This window comes from Fibrella forsythiae (assembly GCF_017353175.1).
Taxonomy (GTDB): Bacteria; Bacteroidota; Bacteroidia; order Cytophagales; family Spirosomataceae; genus Fibrella; species Fibrella forsythiae.
In genome coordinates, this window is the sequence record NZ_JAFMYW010000005.1 from 314,694 (window position 1) to 341,263 (window position 26,570).

The 26,570-nt window shown below is 54.0% G+C and carries 26 protein-coding genes; 1 reads left to right on the top strand and 25 read right to left on the bottom strand.

Going from position 1 to position 26,570, the window contains the following annotated elements; genetic code table 11:
- Positions 1-67: 67 nt before the first annotated feature.
- From J2I46_RS17740 to J2I46_RS17830, 19 genes are all read right to left on the bottom strand, one after another.
- Positions 68-1,030: a hypothetical protein gene (locus J2I46_RS17740; RefSeq protein WP_207330393.1), complete on the bottom strand. Its 963-nt coding sequence runs from the start codon at positions 1,028-1,030 to the stop codon at positions 68-70.
- Entirely contained in the window at positions 1,027-1,530 is a 504-nt protein-coding gene (locus J2I46_RS17745) for a hypothetical protein (RefSeq protein ID WP_207330394.1), read from the bottom strand. The genes J2I46_RS17740 and J2I46_RS17745 overlap by 4 nt, the downstream gene beginning before the upstream one ends.
- A 37-nt stretch (positions 1,531-1,567) precedes the next feature.
- Positions 1,568-1,870, bottom strand: a complete 303-nt coding sequence (locus J2I46_RS17750; protein ID WP_207330395.1) for a PAAR domain-containing contractile injection system baseplate protein — start codon at positions 1,868-1,870, stop codon at positions 1,568-1,570.
- 24 nt (positions 1,871-1,894) lie between these two features.
- Positions 1,895-3,043: a hypothetical protein gene (locus J2I46_RS17755; protein WP_207330396.1), complete on the bottom strand. Its 1,149-nt coding sequence runs from the start codon at positions 3,041-3,043 to the stop codon at positions 1,895-1,897.
- 97 nt (positions 3,044-3,140) lie between these two features.
- Entirely contained in the window at positions 3,141-3,992 is an 852-nt protein-coding gene (locus J2I46_RS17760) for a TssN family type VI secretion system protein (RefSeq protein WP_207330397.1), read from the bottom strand.
- Complete coding sequence (locus J2I46_RS17765; protein ID WP_207330398.1) at positions 3,989-4,933, bottom strand: type VI secretion system baseplate subunit TssG; 945 nt, start codon at positions 4,931-4,933, stop codon at positions 3,989-3,991. Before J2I46_RS17765 ends, J2I46_RS17760 begins: the two co-directional genes overlap by 4 nt.
- A complete protein-coding gene (locus J2I46_RS17770) occupies positions 4,933-6,744 on the bottom strand; it encodes a type VI secretion system baseplate subunit TssF (RefSeq protein WP_207330399.1) in 1,812 nt (603 codons plus the stop codon). The genes J2I46_RS17765 and J2I46_RS17770 overlap by 1 nt, the downstream gene beginning before the upstream one ends.
- A 2-nt stretch (positions 6,745-6,746) precedes the next feature.
- Positions 6,747-7,181, bottom strand: a complete 435-nt coding sequence (locus tag J2I46_RS17775) for a GPW/gp25 family protein (RefSeq protein WP_207330400.1) — start codon at positions 7,179-7,181, stop codon at positions 6,747-6,749.
- A 10-nt stretch (positions 7,182-7,191) separates the two neighbouring features.
- Complete coding sequence (locus tag J2I46_RS17780; protein WP_207330401.1) at positions 7,192-9,003, bottom strand: type VI secretion system Vgr family protein; 1,812 nt, start codon at positions 9,001-9,003, stop codon at positions 7,192-7,194.
- A gap of 40 nt (positions 9,004-9,043) precedes the next feature.
- Entirely contained in the window at positions 9,044-9,547 is a 504-nt protein-coding gene (locus J2I46_RS17785; RefSeq protein ID WP_207330402.1) for a hypothetical protein, read from the bottom strand.
- Between the two features lie 61 nt (positions 9,548-9,608).
- Entirely contained in the window at positions 9,609-10,001 is a 393-nt protein-coding gene (gene tssD / locus J2I46_RS17790) for a type VI secretion system tube protein TssD (RefSeq protein ID WP_207330403.1), read from the bottom strand.
- Between the two features lie 61 nt (positions 10,002-10,062).
- On the bottom strand, positions 10,063-11,427 hold the full coding sequence (locus J2I46_RS17795; protein ID WP_207330404.1) for a type VI secretion system contractile sheath protein TssC: 1,365 nt from the start codon (positions 11,425-11,427) through the stop codon (positions 10,063-10,065).
- 105 nt (positions 11,428-11,532) lie between these two features.
- Entirely contained in the window at positions 11,533-11,976 is a 444-nt protein-coding gene (locus J2I46_RS17800) for a hypothetical protein (RefSeq protein ID WP_207330405.1), read from the bottom strand.
- 49 nt (positions 11,977-12,025) lie between these two features.
- Entirely contained in the window at positions 12,026-12,601 is a 576-nt protein-coding gene (locus tag J2I46_RS17805) for a hypothetical protein (protein ID WP_207330406.1), read from the bottom strand.
- 20 nt (positions 12,602-12,621) lie between these two features.
- On the bottom strand, positions 12,622-13,434 hold the full coding sequence (locus tag J2I46_RS17810; protein WP_207330407.1) for an N-acetylmuramoyl-L-alanine amidase: 813 nt from the start codon (positions 13,432-13,434) through the stop codon (positions 12,622-12,624).
- A gap of 33 nt (positions 13,435-13,467) precedes the next feature.
- Positions 13,468-13,953 carry a hypothetical protein gene (locus J2I46_RS17815; RefSeq protein ID WP_207330408.1) on the bottom strand — a complete coding sequence of 162 codons (486 nt, stop codon included), beginning with the start codon at positions 13,951-13,953 and terminating at the stop codon, positions 13,468-13,470.
- Between the two features lie 19 nt (positions 13,954-13,972).
- Positions 13,973-14,443 carry a M23 family metallopeptidase gene (locus tag J2I46_RS17820; protein WP_207330409.1) on the bottom strand — a complete coding sequence of 157 codons (471 nt, stop codon included), beginning with the start codon at positions 14,441-14,443 and terminating at the stop codon, positions 13,973-13,975.
- The gene (locus tag J2I46_RS17825; RefSeq protein ID WP_207330410.1) at positions 14,440-16,980 is read right to left on the bottom strand and encodes an ATP-dependent Clp protease ATP-binding subunit; all 2,541 of its coding nucleotides are present in this window, start codon (positions 16,978-16,980) and stop codon (positions 14,440-14,442) included. The genes J2I46_RS17820 and J2I46_RS17825 overlap by 4 nt, the downstream gene beginning before the upstream one ends.
- A 696-nt stretch (positions 16,981-17,676) precedes the next feature.
- The gene (locus J2I46_RS17830) at positions 17,677-18,627 is read right to left on the bottom strand and encodes a DUF2279 domain-containing protein (RefSeq protein ID WP_207330411.1); all 951 of its coding nucleotides are present in this window, start codon (positions 18,625-18,627) and stop codon (positions 17,677-17,679) included.
- Positions 18,628-18,856: 229 nt separating this feature from the next.
- On the opposite strand from J2I46_RS17830, the gene J2I46_RS17835 reads away from it, so the two are divergent.
- Complete coding sequence (locus J2I46_RS17835) at positions 18,857-19,990, top strand: T9SS type A sorting domain-containing protein (RefSeq protein ID WP_207330412.1); 1,134 nt, start codon at positions 18,857-18,859, stop codon at positions 19,988-19,990.
- Position 19,991: 1 nt separating this feature from the next.
- Here J2I46_RS17835 and J2I46_RS17840 read toward each other — a convergent pair whose 3' ends face one another.
- The 6 genes from J2I46_RS17840 to J2I46_RS17865 form a co-directional block, all read right to left on the bottom strand.
- Entirely contained in the window at positions 19,992-20,969 is a 978-nt protein-coding gene (locus tag J2I46_RS17840; RefSeq protein WP_207330413.1) for a radical SAM protein, read from the bottom strand.
- A 118-nt stretch (positions 20,970-21,087) separates the two neighbouring features.
- On the bottom strand, positions 21,088-21,930 hold the full coding sequence (gene accD / locus J2I46_RS17845) for an acetyl-CoA carboxylase, carboxyltransferase subunit beta (protein WP_207330414.1): 843 nt from the start codon (positions 21,928-21,930) through the stop codon (positions 21,088-21,090).
- 193 nt (positions 21,931-22,123) lie between these two features.
- A complete protein-coding gene (locus tag J2I46_RS17850) occupies positions 22,124-22,822 on the bottom strand; it encodes a DNA alkylation repair protein (protein WP_207330415.1) in 699 nt (232 codons plus the stop codon).
- A 3-nt stretch (positions 22,823-22,825) separates the two neighbouring features.
- Complete coding sequence (gene ftsZ / locus J2I46_RS17855) at positions 22,826-24,223, bottom strand: cell division protein FtsZ (RefSeq protein ID WP_207330571.1); 1,398 nt, start codon at positions 24,221-24,223, stop codon at positions 22,826-22,828.
- 143 nt (positions 24,224-24,366) lie between these two features.
- Positions 24,367-25,779, bottom strand: coding sequence for a cell division protein FtsA (gene ftsA, locus J2I46_RS17860; protein ID WP_207330416.1), 1,413 nt, complete (start codon positions 25,777-25,779; stop codon positions 24,367-24,369).
- Positions 25,779-26,552, bottom strand: coding sequence for a cell division protein FtsQ/DivIB (locus tag J2I46_RS17865; RefSeq protein WP_207330417.1), 774 nt, complete (start codon positions 26,550-26,552; stop codon positions 25,779-25,781). Before J2I46_RS17865 ends, ftsA begins: the two co-directional genes overlap by 1 nt.
- Positions 26,553-26,570: the final 18 nt, after the last annotated feature.

Below are 26,570 nucleotides of genomic sequence, written 5' to 3' on the forward strand. Positions count from 1 at the left end.
TATGGCAGGTCAAATATTCATCCGGAATGGGTAGCCGAAAATCCCATAAAAAGGGTAGCTGGCAGAGTCACCGGGCCAGATCGATGCGGATGGGTCGGTTCAGTTTAACCGTGAGCGAGCTACCACCCGCCCCACCCACGTCGAGTGATGGAGTGCTGGCCTGTAGCTGAAACGTGAACAGGCCATCAGCTACAGCAAACTGGTCTTCGCGTTGATTAGTATCTGTGTAATTTACCCGCCAGGGGGTGTTCAGCGGTACCGAAATGGCCGTGATATGCGTACCCGGCGGAGCGGTGTATAGCTCATACCGTTCTGTGGTTTTGGCAAACGTGCTGTTGTCGCCAATGTCGAAGTAGATGCTTAGAATCACCTGCCGTTCGCCAAGCAGCACCACTTGGGCCGATACGTTTACCTGCGGATTGTTGCTGCCAAACTCCCCCGAACCGCGCACCAGCAATGGTTTGAAGGGGCCGAAGTGCCCCGTGAAGATGGCCGGGTGCATATTGGGGGCTTTGCCAGCGGGCGGTGGGGGTGGGGCCCCGCCCCCGCCGCCGCTGCTGGCCACCACGGCAATAGCCCGGTTCAGGTCGGCCACGGCGGTCTGTAGCCCGGCCTGCTTGGTCTGAAGGTCTGTACGTTGGGCGGCAAGCTGTTGTAATTCAGGGTCGCCGTTTTGCCGACCGTCTTCATACTCGGCTACCAAACGCCGGTAACTGCGGGTAGTGTTCTGGAACACGCCTTCGCTAAACTGCTGGTCGAGGGCGTCGGCCTGCCCGAAGAAAGTGCTTAGCCAGGGCTCGTCGATAGGGGCACCCTGACCAAGCGCCGCCAGGTGCAAATCGGTGCGGGTCAGTTGCTTACGGTACGTTGCCAGCCGCCCCGCCGACTGGTTAAGCTGGGCATCTGCCAGGGCCGGAATGATCCGGAAAGATACCCAGCTGCTGAGGGCCAGTAAGACCAGCAGGGCCAGGTAGGTCAGGCCAAATTGGAGCTGACGACGGTTGCGTTCGGCGTGGTTTTCGGGTTTCATGGGCGTTGGCTGGCCTTCATGGCGCGGAGGTTATCGAGGTTGGCCTGTTTCAGCATAACCTGTGTTTGCAGGGCCTGCACGGCGGTAGTAAGGCCATCGAGTTGCAGCTTTATCTGTGTTTTTGCTGTTATGCGGTTCTGCCGATTAGTAGTTTGCAGGGCAATCAGGTCAAGCAGTTTCTGGTAGTTCTGGCCGGTTGTACCCGTGATCTGGGTAAAGAGACTATCCGGACCATACCCCTTTCCCAATCGGCCAATTGTTTCCTGAAGCTGAAATCGGAGTGTTGAAAAGTCACTGGCTTTTTCGATCGGGTCGGTCTTCTTTAACTGCCGAACCAGGCTATCGGCCAGTTGAGCATCAGCGATATAGTGACTTTCCTGCTCGGTTGTGATCGACTGCCGCCCCGACCCGCCCTGCCCGGCTATCCAGTATATTCCGCCCACTACGCCGAGGCCAATCAGCAGCGTAACCAGCGAGAATTTGATAAATGATGCGTCCATGTTTGGTGTGGTTTAATTGTCATTCGCCAATCGGTACTCACCCGCCAATCAGTACGGTTGGCAGGCCCATTACAATAGTGCCGCCGTGGGCGGTCTGGTCGCCCATGCGGGCCGCCGGTTTGCCGCCAATCATCACCGATGTTGAACCCAGCAGGATGGAGTCGGGTGGCCCAACACACATACACATATCACCCATGCAGGCGGCAGGTTGCCCGCCAATCAGCACGGTTGGCGTGCCGGGCGGGAGAATCGGCCCACCCACGTGCGGAATGGGTGGCAGGCCCGGCGTTACCATCGGGCAGAGGTGGTTATCGCCCATGCGGGCAGCAGGTTGTCCCATGTGAGTAGCGTGTTTTTAGGTAGCTCATTTACTCCAGAATCCGCTTCGTATGCCAGCTGGTTTAGGCGCAGGTACGTCCTGCTTTTCCACAAAGAATTCGTCTTTTGAGCGTTCCAGGTAATTCAGGTCGCTCAGCTTTGAGAAGAGCTTGGTCAGGCATTCGTTGAGTCGAATGAATGCCGCCATAGAGGGTTGACAGTCAGCGTGTTCGTAAGGAGTGTCGAGCATTTCCTGCAGGGCTGTTTCCCACTGCACCGGCGTTACGGGCGTCCAGTTTTTAATGTAGTTGAACATGGCTTCGCGTTCGCGGTCGGGCGTACTCTGAATCGCGATTTGGAGGGTGCGGGCCAATCGTTTCCCTACGCCCGCCAGCCCCACGGGTGGGTCGTATAGCCCACGGAGCTGAAAGGCGTCGATCTGATCGCCCAGGCTGTTCAGACAGGCTTCGGCCACGTACCCAATGCTGGTAGCCAGCGCATTTGGCTGGCCCGAACGCGCATTGGTTCGAACCCGCACCAGAATGGCAACGGCATAATTGAGCAACTCGCTGAGCTGTTTGCGCAGACTATGATACAGATCGCGGTAATCGGGTAATGACCCAACCGCCCGGCAGGGAGGCAGGTAGCCTTCGGCCAGACTGAACACGCCATTGGCCAGCAGTAGTTTACCCACCGGCAAGTGGTAGGCCGCCGCCAGCGTGGTGTGCAGATTGGCCACGGGCACGGCACTTAGGCGCAGGCCAGGCCGAACAAACGGATACCGAAGGGGTTCTTCGTCGGGGTTAGGCTGACCATGTGGCTGCGGGTCGAAGGGGTTGGCTTCAACAACTACGTACCCAACCGATTGCCCCATACGTACCCAGGCTTCGCGCACGGCCGTGAGTGGCAGCTGGAGTGCATCGGCCGGGTCGGTACTCAGTTCAATGCGGGCACCACCGGGCGTGATGGCCCGGCACACCGATACCACCACCGACTGCCCATCGCAGGTGAGCCGAAGGGGAACCTCCTGCCCGGCCGCCGGGGGCAGCACCCCATAATTGAGCGCCGACAGCAGCGAACCGGCGGCGTCGCGGGCCAAATCGCGGGTGGCGTCGTCGGTAGCCAACAGGTGGCCCCGAGTTATTTTCATACCGTCGGCCCAGTTCACGGGCCAGTGGGTCAGTTGAGGAAGCATAGTATGCATGTGGTTACTGTCTTCTGTCGTCTGGTGCTTCGCTGACGCACCCAACGTTGGTTTGGCGGAGCAACAGACAACAAGACTTAAAAGAGAGCTATCGTTGAATGCTGCTTACGTAGCTTCGCGCTACAATAATGGCGTCTGATGTAAGCTTACTGCGACTTAGCGACAGGCTTGGGTCGAGGTACTGTTTCAGGAAACCACCCAGTTTGGGCCGGTAAAAAACCCATCCCAGCAAACTTCCCTCCGTGTCGACTTCGTGATACTGGATCGGGTTCTCCGGATCTTCCTCGTTGTTGTTCGAGTAGATCATATAATGGAACAGGTCGTGCAGGCTCCGGTCTATGGGAGCTTTCACGGTGTAGGTTGTCAACTGCGGATGGTCGGGGGCCTTGCTTACCTGTACATGCAGCCGGATCGTATCGACCAGTTCGATCAGTGGCACTTCCCGATCAACAGGGTAGAACCATTTGCGATATACCCGCGCCGGAATCTTCACGAAGGCTTCGTAGGCTAGCATAAACAGCGTGGGCAGAAAAAAAGACAACCAGCCCAGTGCCATCGCCGACAGAAACGTACCTGCCGGCAGAATCAACCCGTAAACCAGCGTCTGGGCCATAGCCAAGAGGGCCGCCGTCAGCAGCAGAAGCGTCAGCTCATCGCTGATGGGGGCGGTATGAACCCAGGTAAATTGGCTACGGGCCATGACCAGGTGCGCCACGCCGAGGACCAGTACCATGCCTTCGAGCCAGTAAAATGCGGTAGTGGCCGACTCTGTCTTTGTCAGGGCCGCGCCCAGGCCACTGGCAATAACCAGCCCTGCCAGCAGATAAAGGCCCATTTTTTTGTTCAGCACATCTGGTTTTCGCCGGGCGATCAGCAACACCAGGGCGGCTAAGCCAAAGCTGAACAGGCAAACAAGGGTTAAGATGAGGTCGGTAGTCATAGCAAAACGGGAGTGGATTGAGGTAATTCTGTTGTCATACCTAGTCGCCCTGCCGTAGCGCTACCCATCAGGGTAAAACAGGCACCATCCGCTTCCGGAATAGGAACAACCACATAGTCGGCATCGGCAGGAAGCAGGTAGCCAGCCAGCAGAGCTATGTATCGCCAGCCAATTTTAGTAGGCAAATAATCACTTAACTGCACTGGCGAGAGTGGCCCGATAGCTAGTTGTACCACGCCACCGTCGTCGCCGGTTTCCTGAACAGGCGGCAACACCCAGTCAATGCCCACGCGGGTTGCACCCAGGCGGGGTTGCTGCTCATTGGCGGTACTGGTTGATGCCGGTTTAACCGTCGAAACCCGCCGCGGGCCGTGGGTGATATGGACTGGAACCTGTAAAAAACGGCTGAAATAAACCGCCGTTTCAGGCCAGTTGCCCACAATCCGGTGCGCATTCATCCAGATCGCCAACAGGCAAATCTGTTGCTGATCCGTCAGGTTGAAACCCCGCACCGACAAGAGCCAGTCAAACACTTCCTGCCAGACAGGACCGGTCGCTTTCGCCAGCGTTTGCTGTTCCTGCTGTTCGATCCGAACCCGAAGTCGCATTATTTCCTGTTCGGCGGGGAGCCAGAACTGGCGGCCCTGTTTCTCTTCCTGCCGAAGTCGTTTCGAGAGCTCGGTGGGTTTTTCGGGATGTGCCCCGGTTGCTCCTGGCGGATGAAAAAGCGCCTCGGGCAGCATATCGTAAAAGCCTTCGCGGGTAATATCCACGTAGCGCGTATCGGCTTGCCCGAGCTGCTCGGTCACCTCATCAACGGTGAGTAGGTCGGGGCTATACGAACGGGCAAACGTACCCAGCGCCCGCACTACTACGTTGGGATGCTGTTGCTGGGCCAGCCATACCTCGGCCCGAATGTCGGATGTGAGTGGCTTCTTCATCAGGCAGCTTCCGGAATAACGCGTATCGGTAGAATGCCGGCCCAAAGCCCCTCTATCTGGGCCGCAACTTCGCGGCACCAGTGTTGCTGCTCATCGGCTGGCAGCACCCGGCCGGGCCGAAAAGTCAGCCGGACATCCAGCACCCGGGTGAGGCCCTGGCGCGCTTCGGTACCTACCAATACGCTTTTCTGAACAGCTACACCCGCGATCAGGTCGGGAGCCGTAGCCAGCGCAATAGCCCGCAGGTCTTCGGCCGTTAATGCGCGGCCACGGGTGAGCAGCGTGCGGCGGAAAGCGGGTAGGCTAGCCGCATCGTTAAGCCGGGCCATACCGCCCTGCAGGGGCTGAAGCAGCGCCAGCCGATCGCGCCGGACACTGGGCGACGTTGTATCTAGTTTGGCCGAGAGTGGAAGCCGATTCGCCCGTTCGGCGGCGGTAGTCCAGCAGCGAACGAACAACGTACCTGACACTGGTGCATTATTGATGACCAGGAACGGGGTAGGCTCGCCGGGCAACGTAGCCGGAAGTTGCTGACGAATGCGCTGCATACTGCGCTGAATATCTTCAACCTGGCCACGAAGCGTATCGTAACCCAGGGGTAGAAAAGCGGCGCTGTCGTCGCGCAGCTGATCGAGTGTATGCTGCACCAGATCAGCAGCCTGCCGGCTATCGAAGCGACCCACTCCCCGATGGCGAAGGGCATAACTACGCTGCGTAGGATCGTCGCCTACGGCGTGCGGAACATACGTGTTGCCCTCACTATCGGTCACGTCGATGATAGCCAGCAGCGGTTTGTCTGTCTGGAGCGGAAACACATTCAGCACATCATTGAGCCGATAAGTGGGGGTACTGGCCTGGATATTCAGCACCGGGAAAGCGTTGAGCCAGCAATCGGTCTGTTGCAGGATGTCGGCACTGAAGGTGGCTGGAAACGATACGCGTAGCCACGTTAACGGCGGTAAGGTTTGTAGAATGGCCGCATCGAACGAATCGGCGAACAGAGCGGGTGCCGGATTAGCAGGCAACGTACCTGGCAATGCCACCGTTATGAAATGGGGCCGGTAGTAACGCTGAGCGTGTTGTTCCAGATCATGCAGGAGTGAATTGTCTGGTACCTGCGTGTCGTCTGTTTGTAGGGTATGGATGGCAGTAAGCGGTAGGTCCGTATTGCCCGTTTCTAGCGCCCACCGGGTTTGCCCCAGTTGCGCACAGCGCTGAAAAACGTCGGGTTGGTTTTTCCAGTTGATATAGAATCGCGCCTGCGCATCGGTCAGTGTTTGGGCGGCGGGCAGGTCCAGGCCCAGCCAGAGCGTGTAGTCGGGCAGGCGGCGGTGTGGTGGTGCCGTAGCGACTACCGTGCGGTTCTGTTGCTCGTCGGTGCGCCATAGCTGGGTTCCGGCCGCTCCGCAAACAACCCGCCCGTTGAGCAGCGAGAACTTCCCGGCGGGTAACAACCCAAGTTCATCAGCCGTTTGGGGGTGGCGCGTGGTAAATACAACCTCCGAGCCAATACTGGCCAGACTCTCGGTCGATTGGGCAACAAGCAGGCCGTGGGCCGGTTTAGGGCCAGTAACGGTTTCGGGCAGCAGAACCTGTACCAGCCGTTCCAGAATGCGCCCGCGCGAGGCCAGAATTTCGCCATATACCCGCTCCGATTCGGTAGCGAGCACCCCAAACAGCAAATCCACCAGCGGGTCGAAGGCCGTGGCGATATCGGTGGCACCAAGTTGATGGTCGGTTAATCCCCAGAGGCGGGCTGCATCGCGCAGCATCCGGGCCTTAATCTGGTCGCGGGTGTCGAGGCTATGCATGATTACTGGCTGGCTACAGGGTTGATATACAGAATAAAGTGCAGTTCGGGTAGTGGCTCGTCAACGTCGATTAGGGTTCCGTTGACGCGAATCGTCAGTCGTTTGCGAGCACGCCGACGTACCCCGTCGCGGTCGATTTCTTCCAGCTCATCTACATCTACGGCTACGCGGGCATTCCGAATCCGTTTTTCGTATTGCTGAATCAGTGCCGCCAGGGTTTGTTCCGTTTCACCTTTCCAGAGCGTCGGGTTTGTGATGGCCGCATAGTCGCCCTGCCAAACCGCGCTGCCCATTTGGGGGTCGTAGCGGCACTCGCCAAGCCGGGTAGCCAGCAACAGATCAATGTGTTGCCGAATCGCCTCTGCCAGCGGGAGGCGCGGCAGCGGTTGTGGCTGCATCAGGGCGGCGAGTGGCGAGGCAAGGGTGTAGGCGTTCATGGTCGTCGGATTAGTTTATCATTACCATCGTCCCTTTCAGCGTGGTCATTGGCCCGCCGTCGAGTTCCAGCATGGCGCTGCTCGTAATTTTGGTGCTGGTTTTGCCGTTGATGCTGGTTGTAAGGCCGCCAATCTCCGTGTTGTTGCCCGACAGCGAGGCTGTGCCCTGAGCATCCATGCTTAGGTTGCCGTTGATCTGGATGTCGGTATTGCCCGCTTTCACGTTCCACTCGCTGGTGGCCTCTACGTTGAAGGTTTTGGCCTTCAGGTTGATGGTATCGGCTTCCAGGTTTAGCTTACCTTCGGTTTTCACCGTAATGTGCGTATCGTCGAGCGAGAGACTGACGAAGTTTTTTTTGTCTTTATTATACAGACTGATCTCTTCCTTGCCCGCTTCGTCGTTGATAATGATGTGGTTACCTCCTTTCGTGATAATCGTCTTGTAATTGTTTTCGGCGGAATAGAAGGTGTCCTGCCGTACGTTTTTGTGGTACGTAACGCCCGCTACAATGGGCCGCGCCGGGTCGTCGTTTTCAAAAATAACTATGACCGTTGTGCCTATCTCCGGCACGAAATACGTCCCCTGATTGACGTCGTCGTTATAGGATGACAGCACCCGTGCCCAGGTCGAGCCAACCGTGTCGCCCTGCGCTGATTGCCACAGAAAAGTTACCCGTATCCGACCCAGATGCTCCGGGTCATCATTGTTGACAACTTTGGCCAGTTGCGGCGTAGCATGAGGTAGGTAAAACGATGGGTTGGTCCGGAACTCGACCCCCGCCGGAATGGCCTCGAACCGGTTGCTGTACCCCCCGCCCAGATCGGCATCGTGACTGATGCTGACAACGCGGTACTGCCCGAAACTCGCCGACTGCCGCGCCAGTCCCCGTTCTTCCCCTACACTGATCACGCTGCCTACTTTCAAGCCAACACGATTACTGGAACCGCTGAAAATGACGGCGTTGGCTACCGACGCTTTCTTTTCGTAGCCCGCAAACAGCTTGGCGTCGGCGTCGGTTTGGGCGGGTAGTGGTGGGGGGCCGTAGGTACGTTCCGGAAAAAGCTGCTCGGCTTTGTCGATCAGTAACTGCCCGTATTCGCCGAGCCCCGACACTTTCACCTCTTTCGAGTGGCTTCGGGCCTGCTCACTGCGGGTAGGGTCATAATCGTCGATGAAAAATTCGCCGTCGGGCAGGTCCATCCGCATATCGAAACCGCTGATGTCTTCACCGAAAAGGAGCTTGATGGCCGGGTCGCTGGGTACGTCGCCAAAGACCGTTTTCTCGCCGTCGAAGTAGAACCAGTTTCCGGTAGCGGCGGCCAGGCGGTGCAGGAAATTGTAGCTGCTCTCGTTGAATTTGACCACGTAGTCTTCCTTCCGGTTGTTGCGCGGTTTCACGCTGGGCGAAAGCAGGTCGCGGTCATATTCTTTCAACACCTTATCCACAATGGCACTGTGATCGAGCTGGTAATAAGCTCCGTATTTGGTGCCCTGTTCCAGTAAAATCGACGCGCTGAACCCTCTGATCACTACCGCGTTGCCCGAGGACGCCTGTTTTGACAGGCTTAGCTGGGTCACGAACCCCTTGAACACGAACGAGTCGCCGGCACCCTGCTGATACTTGATCGTTACCCGTACTGACTGCCCGATAAATTCTTTCGATTTATTGATCGTCATGGCCCCCTCGCCCTCGACTTCCTCAATGGGCACCGTCAGGTCGAACGTATGGTGCTGGTCGATCCACTGCCGGATACTGACCCGCGAGAATATCGGCACTTGCTTGCCGCCGATGTCAATTCGTACAGTGGTTAAATTGTTCATAGTGTGGAAAAGAATTAGACTAGAAACTGAAAGTGCATACTCAGAAACCCCACCATAAACCAAGGGTGCCCTGTGCCTGAGCCCCTACATAAACGCCGCCGCGCCTTGGGTCAACAGCACCCGCATTATTGAAAGTGAACAACCTGCCGCCGGTATTGAAAACGGTAATTGTCGACATTGACCCACCTCCAACGTACCCAACCGAGCCCTGCCCTATAATGCCCGATGACCGGTTGAGATCGTCGAAATCGAATGGGCGGACTACATCCGCTGAGATATCATTCCAGCCGGCATCTACCCCTACACCAAGGCCAGCACCCACCCCCGCGCCTACGTAGGCAAACTGGCGAACGCGCCCCGTGTCGGCCTGCCGAAATTCATACATGGATATATCCACCGCCGGGCTGATCATCCCAAAGCGAACAAGCCTGGAAGCCTGCGCCATACGAGAGAACAGGTTCGGCAATATCTGTGACCCTACCAGTTGGCCACCTGCTGCTGCGCCTGCGATGCTGCGCATTTCCCAACGAGTCGTACGTGCCATATGTTGATCAGGAAAACCTATAAGGCTTTGTAAAGGCCTTATAGGTTTGTTAGCCAAGTAGTTACTTCGCCCACTTGTTCTCGTGAGAAGCGCCGCCAACGCTGAGTTTGCGGGCCGAAATCACCACGCTTGTGCTCATCGGTGTGTTGGTGCGGGCGTCCATGCTCTCTGAGTAGCCGGTCAGGAAAGCGTCTTCAAACTTGATCTCCTTCATCGGCGAATCTTCGTCCTGCTTGAAGAAGGTGATGCCCCCACTGAACTTCTTGTGCGGGTCGATCATCAGCTCAAACGCCTTCGATTCTTTCGTCGATTCGAATTCGGCGTTTACCTGGCCGCCCATCACGTCGGAAGTAGGTTTGCCGGTGGTGTAGTCGGTGTTCTGGCCGAGCGAGTAGCTGCAGTGCAGCAGACGGAACTCCTGCCCGTCGAGTTTTAAAAATGCCTTGAAAGCCATGGCGGTAATTGGGTTTTGTTAAGTGTGAATTGATTAAGAATGGAGATTGCCTGGGTACGTTCTATTCCTGTTCAACGTCGCCTTTCCAGTCGTTGGCGTCATCGCCGCGGGTACCGTCGAGGCGAACCAGGAAGCTTTTGGCGGGGAAATAGGGCTTGATGTGGATGTCGAGAAACACCCGGTCTTTCACGTCTTTGTCGCGCTCGAACCGCAATATTTTGAAGTCTTCAATGATCTTGTCGGCTCCGGTTATGCTGTTGAGGAACTTCACGATCTGCGCTTTCAGGTCTTTTTCGGCGTCGTAGGTCCAGTTTTCAAATGCCCGACGATTCAGGAAGTCGATCAGCACTTTCATGATCCAGTCGAACACGCGCACCACCGAATAGGTCTGAAGCCCCTGATTATCACCGTTAAATAGCGTTTTGGCTGAATAGGCCATTACCTTGTTGAACTCATTGACCATTGGCACTAACCCCATTTTTTCGAGCGAGGCGATCTCGCTCTTTTTCAGGTCGAACCGTACGCCGTCTACTTCGTTGAGCGTGCCATGCTTGCTGCCCGCTACCGGCTGTTGCAGCTGCGTTTTGTAGATTTTACCCGCCAGCGCGGTCGATGGCGGCACATAGAGGGGCTCTTCTTCGCCAAGATCGGTATAGGCTTCGCGACCGACCAGGTAGTTGCAGGTCATCATGACGTTGGCCTTGTAGGCGTCGGCTGATGGCATATCTTCTTCGCCAAACAGCTCCATCACGTCGTCGGGCGTATCAACGTGGCGGTAGTCAGTGAGCATCATGACCTTATTCTCGTGGGCCAGCCGCGCCCATTTGTCGACCACTTTTTTGGCTCCAAGGTAACCCGGCAGTACCATCAGCGAATAATTCTGGCGCAGGTCGAGCTTGTCGTAATTCTGGCGCAGTTCGTTGGCAATAGCGTCGAAAAACAAGGTGTTATCCAGGTCCTGAATCTGCTCGGCATCGGCATTGACGATCGAGATGTTTTTGATCTTCTCGGTATCGGCGTTTTTGTAGAAGAGCGCCACCGAGCGGTAGGCCGTTTCGAGGTCTTTGGTATCGTCGAGCGCTTTTTTCAGATTGTGGCGCAGGGTGCTGGCGGCGAGGTCGGTCTTTTGCTCGGCTTCGCCCACCATATCGGCCACGTTTTCGTGATTGGCCAATAGGTCGGTCCAGGCTTCGAGGCGTTTTTTGAGCAGCTTTCGCTCTTTTTCGCTGCCTTTCTCGGTCAGGAAAATCCCTTTCCGGGCTTTCTTGGCGGGGTTGAGATTCTGGGCACCCTCAACGGTGGTTTCCACGAACTCGAACCCGCCAAAGCGTTCCAATTGCTGAACACTGTCGGCTACCTGTTGGGCCGGATTGGCCACCCGTACCCGTTCTTTCTCGGCGGCCTTGCCGCTACTGATCTGTTCCATTGTTACTAGAATTTCTGATGACTGTAAGCCGGTTGTTAGGGAGATAGAAAGCCGTTCTATAACGGCCTGGGTACGTTCATGCCAGTGGGTGATGAGCCTTGCAGACTATCCTTCCAGTTCCTGAATCATAGCCTGCAGGGCGGTGAGGTAAATGGCTTTTGACGCCGGATCGGTCAGGATTTTCTGCAACACCTTGTTTGACTTCAGTTGTTTGATAAACTTCTGATAATCTTCCTGTTGGCTATTCAAGCCCTGCAAAAAGGGGCTCTGGGCAGTAATACCTTTCCGGCCAAAATCGCCGAGGTTCTGAAACCGAAGGGTTTCGTCTACGCCCTGCCCCTCGGCATCATCGAAGCTGACGTCGATCGTGGGTTTGTAGCGCGCAAAAACCGCGTCGACTGTTTCGAGTTTTTCTTCGATCACCGGCTTAAAGGGTGCATTGGCCGTGAGTTTCTGCACCAGCAGTGTACGGTTTTTCTGAATATCGGAGATTGCCTCGTTGGCGTCATTCCCTTTGCGTTCCTGCCCGCCGAGTCCGTAGTCCATCATGATTGTAGAAGGTGTGTTATATGGTAAAAGTCTGTGTCAGAGTATGTTGCTAGTAATCAATCCGGGTCGTTACCTGTGGGTAGGGACGGCTGAGGAGTTGACCGCCCGTACTTTGGTTAGGCTTGAACTGGTACAGGTTGCCTTCCCAATCCATACCGGCATGTTGGGTGGTGTCACTAGCGAAGACGGTGGCTCCGGTATGGGTAGCGATGTGCTGGCAGAAACTGCGGCCATCGCCCCAGTTGCCCTGGTTATTGCCGTTGGCTATACCGCAGGACGGCATCACGATGTATTTAAGACCTCTGCCACGCAGTGCCTTAAACAGATGATCGTTGTCGATGGCAATGGGTGTATCGCCCAGCCTGATACCGTAACCACTGATTTTCTGGGGTAGGCTGTAGTTGCCTTCCATGCTCATTCCCTGGGCACTACCCGCATTATCGGCAGAGAAGCCATGAGCCATCAGGTATAGCTTGTTCACTTTACCGGCACTTAACTGAGTGGCCACCCAATTGAGCAGTGCCTTCGTATCAGAGTTGCTGTTGAACCCAATTTTTGCCGCTGCCAGGCCATCGAAATAACCCGCGAACTCGGCATCAGTCAGAATTAACCAGGACTTGTCCATTGTAGTAGAGAGGATGTAGGTTATCGTCTAGGTACCCATCTCATGAAGGCAGGTAGACCATCAAGAGCGTTATCAAAGGATTCTGATAGAAACGAAGGGGCTGTTCGATTCACCAGAGCCATATAGTTTGGCCAGTTCCATCGGGGGCCGGGACAGTTATGATCGGTACCCATATCGGCTTCCTGATGCCCCACAATGTGCGAGCGCTCCTTTGGTATATTATATTTCGTGCACAGATAATTGACCAACCGGGCCGACGCCTGGTATTGAACCTCCGTTGGATCATCATCAGGGCTACATACATGTTCTATTCCAATGCTGTCCCTATTTGCCAGCCCGGCATGGTAGGCCACATTGTTCTCTTCCACAAACTGATACACCATTCCGTCGCGGTCAACAACATAGTGAGCACTGACTGGTACCTGCTCCCTTTCTTCCGCCCCCAATGTGTGGATCGCCGGGTCAAAAATGGCATTATGGAGTCGGCTACCTTTGGGGGCAAACCGGATCACTATGCCTGCTTCATGCCCCGCCTCCAGCGAATTGGCCCGCCGCAGCCAGTGTGGGGCAAATATTTTTCCGATTACCGCTCCATTTTGGCTTATTCTGCGAATAGGCCTTCTGGGGCTTCTGAACCAATAAAATGTGCTACTAAACTGGTTACCGCTCGTAATATGAATGACTACACGATTAATAGTGCGGCCGGTTTGCCGGTCAAAAAATTCGGCCTGAATGAATCGCCGCGTGTCTGGAAAACCAGTAGCGATAGGTGCAGTACCAGAGGCCATAACGGTCTCATCGAATGTGGGGCGGCGGCGGGCTCGGCGGCTCATTTTACAGTGACATTTAGGTAGTGCAATGACCGCTTATACGGGACTCGACATCATCCATTCTATTTCCCGGATGGTCAGGTTCGGTAGATATACCTGTACATGTCCACCACCGAGGTAGGGTGCGCCGAACTTGTCGGTTGTGAGTGGGTTGCTGCCCAAGTGAGCCAGCTGACGTTCACATTTGCCCACAAACCCGACAACGGGCACTCGCAGGCGCATCATCAGCAGGTTATTAAGGGTGTTCCACCGATCTGGTACCGCAGCATTAATTTTGGTGTAGTTCCGTATGCCCAACGGGTTGTTCCAGGCCCCCGCGAAGCCACCATCACTGGGTGTAAGCGAGTTGTAGGAAGACCACCAGGGCGAGATATTGAAGCTACGGCCATGATCTGGCTCAACCGACATCTTGTAAAACAGGTGATCCTGTTCGAACTGTTGACGAACAACACGGCCGGTAAAGGCAGCCCGTACCCCTTCTGGTAGCTTATCGAAAGTGAGATTGTCGTTAATCGCGTTCATATGGTGTGGATACTTACTACTACAGTGGGCATACATAATACTGGTAACCAAGTACTTCTCCGGGATCAATCCGGCCGCCCAGGCCTTTGCCAGGCGAGGGAGTTGTGCGTATCTCGAAATGCAAGTGGGCTTCAGCTACAGGGATGCTTTTGGCGTTGCCACTCATACCCGATCTGGCGATAACCGTCCCTTCCTGCACGCTGCAAGGCACATTAACGGTGATCTCGCTCAAATGGGCGTAGAAGGCGTATAGCGTTCTGCCATTGGCATCGAACTGGAGAATAAGCGATAAGCCGTAGTCTTTGCTCTGCTTAGCCCATACCAGGCCGTTTGCCACTGCCCGAACCGGCGTACCTACCCCCGCCTGTAGATCCCAGCCCTGATGAGGCCTGTGTCCCTGTTGCCGTACCATACCATGTGTGTTCGAGATAGGATCGTACCGGCGAAACTGATTCGTGCGAATCTGCATGTTGTCTAGCGGAGCGTTCATATTGACGAGAGGTTATTGTTGTCAACCTGTATTGGTTTTCTGTTCTCCCAAACCAGTTCACCACCCTCGCTGATACTCAGAGTCAGCATACTACCTTTGCTTATTTCGCCGGAGACGATCATGCGCGAGAGCGGGCGGCGGAGGCGGTTACGGATCACACCGCGCAGGGGGCGGGCACCGTATCTGGGTGTGTAGCCTTCCAGCGCCAGTTGCCGCCGGGCCGCTTCGTCGATCGTGAGCGTAATGCCCTGCTTGGCCAAAGTAACGAGCAGGGGTTTGAGTTGAATGTTGAAAATGCTGACCACCGCCGCTTCCGAAATAGGCAGGAATGGGATGATCTCCGTGAGGCGACCGAGGAATTCGGGCCGGAAAAAGCGACCCATGATGTCGAGCAGTTCGCCCGAGGTGGCCAGTTCATTCTTGGCGGCTTTTTCCACTACCCAGTCACTGCCGATATTAGAGGTGAAGAGGATAATGGCGTTCGAGAAATCACCCTCACGGCCGAGCCGGTCATGTAACAGGCCTTCGTCCAGAATTTGCAGGAAGATGTCGAACACCGACGGATGCGCCTTTTCAATCTCATCGAATAACACCACCGCGAAGGGCTGCTGTCTGATTTTGGTGACCAGCAGGCCGCCGTTCTCATAACCAACGTACCCGGGAGGGGCACCGTAGAGCAGCGCGGCCGAATGCTCTTCTTTAAACTCCGACATATCGAACCGGATAAGCGCCCGTTCGTCGTTGAACAGAAAATCGGCGATCGACTTGGCCAGTTCGGTTTTGCCGGTGCCGGTAGGGCCGCTGAAAAAGAACGAGCCAATGGGTTGCCCCGCCCGGCTCAGGCCCGAGCGATTTTCGAGAATGGCGTCGGCAATAATCTGGGTGGCGTGGTTTTGCCCTACCACCCGCTGTTGCAGGTGATCAGCCAGAATCAGCAGTTTTTCCCGCTCTTTCGACTGTATCTTTCCGAGCGGAATGCCCGTTCGCCGGGCCACTACGGCGGCAATCTCAGCCGGTCCAACGTGTTGGCTTAACGTTTGGCTCAACGCATCGAGCCGGTCGAGCAGGCTGGCCAGGTGGCTGGTCAGGGCGTCGGGCAGTTCAAACGCGGTTGTATCGGTTTCGTCTTCAATCTGCCCCAGCAACACCGGGCTTATCCGGTGGTTAAGCTGGCGTTCAAACCACCGCAGGTCAGGCAGGGCCAGTTCGGGCAGGCTCTGGCTGTGCTGTTCGGTCAGGGTTTGCAGCTCAGCGCGGAGGCGGCCAAGTTCGGGTGTTGTGGTCGAGCCGGCCAGTTTCAGCGCCGACATGGTCCGGTCGATCAGGTCAATGGCGGCATCGGGCAGGCGGCGATCTTTCAGGTAGCGCCGCGCCAGCCGCACCGATTCGGCCACCGTGCCGGGCACCAGGTTCACCCCGTGGTAGGTTTCAAACGCCGGTACCACCGTGCTCACCATCCGGGTGGCGGTCTGATCGTCGGGTTCGTCTACCGAGAGTACTTCGAACCGGCGGGCAAAGGCTTCGTCTTTTTCAATATACTTCCGGTATTCATCGTTGGTAGTGGCCCCAATCAAAGTCAGCTCGCCACGAGCCAATTCAGGTTTCAGCAAGTTTACCGTGCCCATAGCCCCGCCATTGGGGTCTAGAAGGGTATGTATCTCGTCGATGAACAACAGAGCTTTGTCGAATAATTTTAGCTCGGCTAGTATATTCTTGAGCCGTTCCTCTACTTCGCCTTTGTATGAGGCACCGGCCACCAGCGCGCCAACGTCTAATTGCAGTAGGGTTGCTCCCTGAAGCCTGGGCGTTACCTGACCTGCCACAATCTGTTGGGCCAGCCCCTCAACAAGAGCCGTTTTACCCACGCCCGGTTCGCCAACGATCAACACGTTTGGTTTGAGCCTTCGTCCCAGAATTTCAAGAAGTTGGCCTGTTTCGCGTTCGCGCCCGATGATGGCATCGAAACGGCCTTCTCGGGCGGCGGCGGTGCAGTCGGTGCAGTACTTGAACAGCACTTTTATGGCCTTACCGGCCGTTGTTTCTGTTTTCGTTACGCTTCCGGCAGGTTGGGTAGTTGGCAGGCCACCAAGGGTTTGCTGCAGTACAGCATCGCGGAGGGCCAATTCGAGGAGCTGATTTTCAGTAAGGGGAAACGACTTAAGCTGATCGGCTGAAAAAGCCAGATTCGGCTTGGCCATCGCCGTTAGCACGGCCAGCGGACTAACGGCGGCCTCTCCTAGTTTCATGCGTACAACGTCGGCTACTTCCAGCAAAGCGCGGGTGACTTCAGCCGCGCGTGGGTCGTCGGTCACTCTGGCCGACTTAGGGCTTGCCTCAACCCGGATGTCGGCCCAATCGCGGAGATACGCAACATCTATTTCCCAAAGCACTAATTGCGAAGCCAGCCCTACATCGTTGTGGAGCACACCTGTCAGCAAATGCCCCGGCAGTAGCTCCGCATGCTGATTTTCGCGGGCAACGGCCTGAGCTATCTGAATAGCCTGACGCAGTTCATCGGTATAGGCGGTAGAAAGCATGGGTGTGGGTAGAGAGAGTGTGCAGGAGTCGAGAATAGAGTACCGGTCAACTGAGTGAACAAACGTACTAAGCCTTTGACCGTCAACGTATCCCATGAAAAGGGGATGCATTCGCCGGTCTGTCAGGCAATAATACTTGTGTAGTTTTCTGGTGTTCAAGATGCAGTCTTACCCTAATGCGGGGAAAGTCTGGTAAGGTGAACAAACCGGAAGGCTAGGTGAGTGGCCGACTTTTCAGGATGACCGACTAATCGGTACGTGTGTTCTGATAGGCGGCTATTTCGACGAGGCAGGAGAACTGACTCTGGCAGAACGTCAGTACAGGTCGTGTCTGAGTTCCAGCTCAACAGTTTCGATTACCCCGTTGAGATTGTCGCTACAAGGCAGGGTTAAGCGCCACGGGGTAAAATTAAAGCCGGGTGGATGCAGGCGGCTCCCAATGAGCCGGTCAACAGGGGGGGCATACATAGAAGTGATCAGGCAAAAATGTGTGGATAGAACTAATTGCTTCAAAGTTGAGCAACTGTCTACGCCTGCGCATCCCCCTAAAAGGGTATTTTTCGACGTACCTAAATAAAATAGTCTCGCGTACTGATAATAAGTAACTGTTATTTATCCTCTTTGCTACTTTTTTATATAACTAGTTTCTAGTTCGGTATTCACCGTGAATTACAACGTACCTACGCGGGACACTTTCTACTCTCTTGGTAAGAGCAGTGGATGAAAACGAAGGCCCTTCACCGAGTTATATTCCAGCGAAGGAGCCGCAATCTTGAAGAACTGAACCGTGCCGACAAATCGCTGCCAGGGCAACGGCTGCAACGGATTGGGCTGGTTAATGCGAGACAAATCTACGTCGGGCGATACGAAGAACTGCCGAAAGCGTTTGAACGCAATAGCTTTACCATCGCCATCGGTCATGGGCGGATTCTCGTGGCCGCCCGTCATACCGCTGCCGCTATAGCCCACGTCCAGGTTGAGCCACCGTGGAAAATCAGGGCCAACCGGTACTGCAGATGCCAGATTGACTGACAGCCAGTATTGTTGCCCATTGTAATCTTTCAACATCTGCTGACCCGTAGTTTTACCCAGCAGATTAGGGCGAAAGGGTGGATAAATCGTTTTCCGAAAACCGTATTTCATGCTAACAATTTGCTGGCCCGCGCTAAACTGCTGGCCCATGAATAAGGCCGTTCCTGCCACATTGGCCACCATATCGCCTTTCGAAAACCCCCAGCCTTCGGCATGCCCATCGTATACTTCCAGAGTGGTTTGAAAAAGTAACGCCAGTAGGCCACCGGTTAAAATGCTGGCCCGCTCATTAACACCACTCCAGCGCATCAGCTCATATCCACCCCGGCTCATGCAATAGGCCGTGGCGGTATGCCCCACCTTGTCCATCTGAAGCCATTCGCGGTTATCATTGAACATGTGAAAAGGCATCTTCTTTTTGTACCACTGTTTCCGGAGCAGCAATAGCGTAACGGTGTAAAAGGCTGCTGTACCAACCACCACACCAATAAACCGACCCTGGTTTATACCAGCTTCGCCCGGCGTCACCGCCATTGGTAACGGCTGAGCCTGCAGGGGCTGGCTGAGTGCAAACAGTAAGTCAACAAGCAGCAGAAAGCGAATCAGTCTAATCATGGCCTAAACCTAACGAATAGACACGAGAGGTGCGAAGCAGGAAATAGGAAGTGGTGAAATGGGGCGCACGCATGATTACGCCAGGCCAGGCTCAACTGCTGCCACGCATAGGGCTACAGAAGCGGCTGATAAGGATACAGGTAAATAAAATAATCCTGGAGTATACACGTAATCCGAGTGGTTAAGAGTTAAGCAGTTACACGATAACAACGCCTATTCCGAAACCTTTATGCGGCTCATTTCCTGTCTTCTGGCCCTCGTGCTGATCGTACCATCAGCTTTTGCAAACCACTTTATAGGTGGCTATATACGGGCTACGCCCTTAAGCGGCCTGACTTACCAGATTACCGCTACCCTATATTATAACACAACTGAAGGGGCTGCGGCTGCCAGCGAGTTATATATCTGTTTTGGCGATAACAATAATAGTCGGCCCGTTACCAGAACTGCTGTTCAGTCTTTATCCGTAAGTCAGGGAGTCGGTGAGGGTATATCCATGAACGAATACACGACCGTATATACTTACGCCGGGGCCGGAGTTTATACGGTGCAACTAACAGGGATTAATCGGTCGTCAACAATTAATGCGGGGGCCTCGCAGCAACCGTTCTCTTTACGAACTACGCTTCTGATCGGGGGCAGTGCAAACCATACGCCTACAGTGCCGTTCCCGCCTGCGAGCCTGAACTTGACTTTAAACCAACGAGCCTCCTTGTCACTCGCGGCTACTGACCCTGAGGGCGATAGCTTATCATACTCGTTGGCTTTTCCGCTAATGGGTACTGAGTCTCAGTTGGTCAATACGGCATTATGTTCACAGGTAGCTGTGCCCGTTCGCTCATACCAGTTTCCCAACGATGTTCGGCAAGCAGGTACATATCGGCTCAATGCAAAAACGGGTCTGCTCACCTGGGACGTACCCGTGGCAGTAGGGCAATACTCGGTAGCCATTATCGTGTCGGAATGGCGCTCTGGCGGTTTATTGAGTCAGACTCACCTTGAACTGACAATGAATGTATTTGATCGGGGAGGCATACCCATAACGCCCCCTGCTTATGAACCAGCTCAATTGGCGCTGATTACTGCCGTTTCAGCAGTAGACGTTGATGATATGTTGCTACGCGTCTCCCCTAATCCGGCTGTTGGCGAATCCGTACGGGTTGATCTGTTGCTGGAGCGTTCTCAGTCTGTTTTATTGGAACTGACTGATAGCCAGGGGCGTGTTTATAAAACAGTTCGAATGGAACAGCCAGCTCTTCGCCATCAATATATGTTCGATATGGTAGGGAAACCTGCCGGTCTCTATCTGATCCGAGCAGAAAGCGGTGGGAAACAAACCATTCGGAAATTGCTGAAGCAGTGAGTTAAAATAATTGCTTCCAGGTACCTTTCATGTAATTGTATTTCAGCGTACTTGGTAAGGCTTTCCACCAGTATCTGGAGACTTCAACGGCAAAAGAAGGCTGCATGTAGCAATTAATAGCACAACCTTCACAGGCGGGTAACCGCCCTTCAAGCGCCACCAGCTTCTGTACCTCCGCTGACCGATAAACGTCATAAAGTTGGTTACCTATAGGTACGTTCTTAAGACCCAGGTGATAGCAAGGAAGCACCAGTTCGTTTTGCGGTGAAATAACCAGCGTGGTACTGGCCGCCCGGCAAACTGGTTTTTCGATATGATTACCACCATCCCGACGAAGCTGCACAAACCCGTCGTTCAGATACACACCTGACCGTTTTCCCCAGCTGGTCAGTTGGTGTAAAGCCGCTTCCGATAGCGCACCGCCTGTATCGACGGTGTTATACGAGAACACCGGGTTTAGAATAAGGACCAGGCCGTTGGGCTGGCAAATGTTGGTGTACATCGCCTCAATCTGGTTGATGTTATGCTCGAAGACCGTAAACAGAATGTCGGGCCGTTCGCCGTGGGCTTTGGCAATAGCGATGGATTCCATCACTTTATCGAAGCAACGTACCCCGCGCCCGGCATCATGTTCGGCGGCATCGGGCGAATCCAGCGAAAAATGGAGCATATCGACCAGACCACGCAGGCTCTCGGCCTGTTTGGGATATAGCAAACCATTGGTCGTTACGGTGGTAATAAAACCCTGTTGTTTGGCTTCTGCCAGCAGATTGGGGAGTTGGCGGTGGAGCAGGGGTTCGCCACCCGTAAAATCAATGACCCGCACGCCGAGGCGTTTCAGGTCCCGGAAATTCTCCCGCGCATTCTCAACCGTTACATAGGGCGAAGGTCGCTCCCAGATATCGCAGAAACTACATGTAGCGTTGCACCGATACGTAACGTAGTAATTGCAAAGAACCGGGTGTCGAACAAGGCGCATGAAACAAAACTGTTGAAAATGTCTTCTGTCTTCAGTCCTCTGTTATTTCACCAGTTTAGGGGCATCCTCGATTAGCAGCGCAACGGAGGACTGAAGACAGAAGACATTTTAACCGGCGTTAGCCGATCATTTTCAACAAACTGGCCAGTTTGTCTTTCAGATCTTTACGGTCAACGATAAAGTCGAGGAAGCCGTGTTCCAACACGAATTCAGCGCTTTGAAAGCCTTTGGGCAGGTCTTTGCCAATGGTTTCGCGAATAACGCGCGGGCCGGCAAAACCAATCAGGGCGTTGGGCTCGGCGATATTAAAGTCGCCCAGCATGGCGTAAGAGGCTGTTACACCGCCCGTTGTGGGGTCTGTCAAGAGTGAGATGTAAGGAATCCTGGCTTCTGACAACCGGGCTAGTTTGGCCGAGGTTTTAGCCATTTGCATTAGCGAGAATCCCGCCTCCATCATTCTGGCACCGCCCGTACGCGAGATCATCAGAAAGGGCGTTCTGTTGGCCAGAGCGTAATCTATGGCACGGGCAATTTTTTCGCCAACAACGGAGCCCATCGAGCCGCCGATGAAATTGAAATCCATACAGGCGATGGTGATCTCAAGGCCATCCATTGAACCATGAGCCGTCCTGACAGCGTCTTTCAGCCCTGTTTTATTCATCGTGGCCTTAATCCGATCCGGGTACTTTTTAGTGTCAGTAAACGAAAGCGGATCTGCTGATGTCATGTTTGCATCCAGCTCAGTGAATGCATTATCGTCAAACAGAATCGAGAAATAAGCATCGGAGCCAATTTTCTCGTGGAAGTTGCAATGCACACAAGTGTAGGCGTTCATCTTGTGTTCGCGGGTGTGCATCACCTGCTTACAACTTGGGCACTGATACCACAACCCATCGGGAGCCTCCCGCTTCATCTCGGTTGGGGTCTGGATACCCTTATCTTTACGTATAAACCAGGACATATTGTTTGTCTTTGCAATGTCCCTTTTTCAGCTAACCTGTTTACTAAACGAGTTATTTGGGTTATTTCTGATAAACGGGAGAGTAAAGATACAAAGGAAATAAAGTGCATTGCTGCTGTAACATGAAGGTAGGTACGTCTTCGGTTCCGGCAGAGGGATGTTTGCGTCTTTAGCTGGCCAGGCAGGAATGGCGCTACAAGGTCATGAAATGCTGACGTTCAGCGGGTTCATGACGTTCAATCGCATAACGCAGGGCTGTTCGGGGTAACTCACGAATATGGTCATGCAAAAATTCGTCTAGTGCCATCCGATCCCGTTTTCCTATTTCGCGGAGCATCCAGCCAATTGCCTTATGAATCAGGTCATGTTTATGGCTGAACAGTTTTTCGGCCAGCGCAAAAGTATCGCCAAACTGATTCTGACGAATGAACTGCCAGGTTGTGACGATGGCAATGCGCTGGCTCCAGAGGTGATCCTCATCGGCCAGGTCATAGAGTAGTGAGCGATCGCCGGTTAGGAGCGGTAAGCCAAGCAATGTAGGGCATGAACAATCGACCAAATCCCAGTTATTGACGTACCTGCGATTGGCAACGTACCTGTCGGCAATGGTCTGTCTCGCCATGCTTCCGTTTTTTTTAGCCTGTAATGTCCAGATCAATAACCCCGTCATCCGGCATTCGTGGTAAGCGTCATGAAGCAGTTTCTCCGTTTCAGCCAGGGGAAGGCTCACAAAGGAGCGAGCCAATTCGCGTTGTTGCGGCATGGTAAGCCCTAAAAAAACATCACCCTCGCCGTATTGACCAGGGTGCGTTTTAAAATAGGCGGAAACAAATTGAGCCCGTTCGGGCTGCTCAAGGGCAATAATGGCCGTCCGAAAATCGGCGTAGGTCATATCCTAATCGAACAGGCGAGTACGGATGATCTCGTGATCGGGTAAGAGCGGCATTTCATGGAGCATAACCCGATGGCGGCTAAAAGCAGGTGCTTCCAGTTCGCGTTCGCTAAAGCGATTGTTCAGAAAATCATTGATTAACTGCTTGATCTCCTCCGGGTCTTCCTGGCGTGTTGGGTTCAGACTGATTCGGTTGTCACTACCATAGCCAACTCCCGAGAGCCCGTTCGCGTAGCCACCTGCCAGCGGAAGCGTAGTTGGGCCTACATGTGTGAACGTAGGTGTACGCGCATCAACATCATCTGCAATCAGTTCAGCCGTCTGTACTTTTTCAACCAGTTTCTGCTCAGGTTTATCAACGACCAGCTCGGCAGACGTACCTGGCTCCTCAACGGGTGCAACAGCGACGGGTGGCAGCGTTTCAACAAAATTAGCGGTCTCGAAACCAGCGGCAATGATGGTTACGCGCATACGACCGCCCAGGGTATCGTCGAAAATGGCACCGATTTTAAATAACCGGGCTTCTTCGCCGATTTTCTCGACGATGTAGTTCGAGATAACGGTCTGTTCTTCCAGCGTGGCCTCATATTCTGAACTCGACGAGATCGTTAACAGAATCCGTTTTGCTCCCACGATATCGCTATCGTTCAGCAGGGGTGAATTCAGGGCTTCCTGAATGGCTTTTAACGCGCGGTCTTCGCCCTCAGCATCGGCCGATCCCATCACTGACGGGCCCGCTTCCTGCAACACCTTTTTCACGTCCATGAAGTCGGTGTTCACATCGCCTCGGGTGGTTATTACCTCGGCAATACTCTTAACGGCGGTGGCCAGCACGTTATCGGCATGCGCAAAGGCTTTTCGAATGCTAAGCTTGCCATACAGATCGGCGAGCTTATCGTTCATCACCACCAGAACGGTATCGCAGCTTTTCTTCAGTAGCTCAATACCTTCAGCTGCCTGTTGGCGCTTATCGATACCTTCATACTTGTATGGAGCTGTTACAACGGCAACGGTCAGAAGACCCATTTCGCGGGCAACCTCGGCTACCACAGGAGCCGCGCCAGTACCCGTGCCACCGCCCATGCCAGCGGTAATAAATACCATTTTAATTGAACCGCCAAGGAGGTTACGCAGCTCATCGATGCTTTCGAGTGCAGCTTTACGCCCCACTTCAACGTCCATGCCAGCGCCTTCCAATCCGGTGCCAAGTTTCAGTTTTGTTTGCACATTACTGCTAATCAGCGCCTGACGGTCTGTGTTACATATGGCAAACTCAACATCTTTCACCCCCATTGCCACCATGTGCTGAACGGCATTGCTGCCGCCACCACCCACGCCAATTACTTTAATGATGGGGGCATTACCGTCGGGCAATTCGTAGGTAAATCCGTGGTCTAGCATAGCCTGATTTCGGAGTGGGGTTCGAGTTGTCATGATAACAGTGGAAAAAGCACTGGGGCACTTGGAATGTGTAATTTGGCTTTGCTATTTGGCTGATTAGTAGCTACTAATCAGTCTGGTAATGGTACTTACGCAATTAGGTGTCAATCCCGGTAAGAGTCATTTACGTCTCCTAACTTGGGATTGAACAGTTTTTTTAACCAGTCGAAAAGCCCCGGCTCTGATTTTTCAACAACAGGTTCAGCCACTGGTCTGGCTGTAGACTGACCTGCATTGCCTTTTTGGGGAGCACGGGTCGAGTCTGCTGAACGTACCTGGCCATTTTGCTGCGTAGCTGGCTGGCCAGGATCACTAATAAATGAGATACGATCATCCACATTTCTGAAGCCTGCCCACACCAGACCTACTGCTGTAGCGTAGGCCGGATCGCTAACCAGATCAGCCCGCAAATTGTATTCCAACTGCTCAGGGTACCCAACCCGTACATCCATATCGGCAACCGTCCTGAATATCTCGTCGATGCCGTCAATAAGTGCTGAGCCACCAGTCAGAACAATGCCACCCAGCAGCTTGTCTTTATAACCCGACCGGATAATCTCGGCCTGTACCAGTGCGGCAATTTCTTTCAAACGCTCGGCTATAATGATTGAGACGTTACGGAGCAGCACGTCTTTAGGCTGGCGACCTGGCAGACCTGGTACGGATACTACTTCATTGAGGCGGTAGGTTGATGGATTGGCATTGCCAAACTTCGTTTTCAACACCTCAGCTTGTTGGGGCAACACCTTGCAGCCATCCTGAATGTCGTTGGTCAGGCAATTGCCAGCCCATGGGAACACCGCCACATGCCGTAATACGTTACGGTGATAGATAGCCAGATCAGTTGTACCGCCGCCGATATCGACCAGGGCAACACCTGCTTCCCGCTCTTCGGGCGTTAGCACAGCCATTGCAGAAGCCAGCGGAGAAAGAAGAACCTGATCGCGCTGAAGGTGGCTGGCTGTGCGCTCTATACACCGGCGTACGTTCACTGCTGCATCAGACTGCGTGGTGATAATCTGAAAATCGGCACCGAGCTTTACGCCATTCCGGCCAACGGGATCTTCAACACCTGACTCGCTGTCGACGGTGAAGTCCATCGGCAACACGTGTACGATCTCTTTACCCGCAAGCAGGGGAGTTCGGTACATATCGCGCAGGAGGTGATCAATATCAGCGGGCGTCACTTCGTCGCCAGGCGACAAGCGGGTGATGCTGCCAGGTTGTTTTTGCGAATTGATATTATGATTACTAAAGCTGACATTGACCAAGCCAATATCAACGTTAGATTGGTTCGATACCTCTTCGATAGCCCGGTTAATGGCGTCGACCGTTCGGGTAATATTCATGACTTTGCCTTTCGTCACGCCCTCCGAGTTGGCCCGGCTTACGCCCAGTACTTCCAGCATAGGCTGGTTGTTACCGCTTCGAGATAACCGACCCGCCACAGCACACACTTTCGTGCTACCAATATCGAGTCCTACTACAATCTTGTCATCCATTTGATGATGGGTCATCATTCGCAAACTAACTGGTTACGATACTGTACGCTTACCCGGTGATAGCGGTCCCACCCTTTTTGGGGGGCTATCTGGGTATAAAACAGTTTCACTTTTTTAAACTTCGTTTCAATGGCATCAGCGGTACCGAAATCAATCTGGTAATTTCCGACCTGCGGCCATAAGGTTACGTTCCCCGACTGGTCAACGCTGACTTCAGCAATCTGAGCCCGCCATAAGTCTGACTCCCGTATGTACTGAAGCAACGTCAACAGCGGTTTGCCAGCCTCATCAGCCAGGGTGTGATGAGTTTGAAACCAACTTCCCGACACAATAGGTACTCGTGCTGTATAATTCATTGATAAAGGAAAAAACCGCCCTTCATCGCTGATATACTGTCCGCTGATGGCTCGCAATCCGTCGCCGTCAGCTACCAGCCGTGCCAGGGGGCTGGGTTGCTCAATCTGGACGAGCAGATTGCCTGCTAAGTCACGCGAAACATGCGCTTGCTTTATCAAACTATACTGCCCAAGCCGTTGCTCAAGCTTACTCAGGTTGATCTCATCGAAAGATTGCCCAACTAGCGGATCATTACCGTTGTTGGTCAAAAAACCGGTGACATCTCTACGAGTCAGAAACCGCTGTCCGTCCACCTTGTCAATGTTGACAACAATGGCCTCGCAATGGCGTTGGTGCAGGCGTTCTTCTGTAAACGCAAGCAGACCAAAAAGAGTTAAGACCCCCATTGACCGCCAGATCCATTTTTTTCGGTTACTAAAAGTAGAAAACATCTGTAGATAAGCTAATTC